The 220-nt window shown below is 49.5% G+C and carries 1 rRNA gene; it reads left to right on the forward strand.

Annotated elements, in window-relative coordinates:
* Positions 1-220, forward strand: a 23S ribosomal RNA gene (locus IQO02_RS20305); the annotation flags it as partial.

Consider the following 220-nt stretch of genomic DNA (forward strand, 5'->3'; position numbering starts at 1 on the left):
ACGGGTTAATATTCCCGTACTTCTTACAATTGCGATGGGGGGACGGAGAAGGCTAGGTGGGCCTGGCGACGGTTGTCCAGGTTCAAGTACGTAGGCGGATGGTTTAGGTAAATCCGGACCATTACTAACGCTGAGATACGATGTCGAGCTACTACGGTAGTGAAGTCATTGATGCCATGCTTCCAGGAAAAGCCTCTAAGCTTCAGATTGTAAGGAATCG

Source organism: Vibrio sp. OPT24 (assembly GCF_015163545.1).
GTDB classification, from domain to species: Bacteria; Pseudomonadota; Gammaproteobacteria; order Enterobacterales; family Vibrionaceae; genus Vibrio; species Vibrio cyclitrophicus.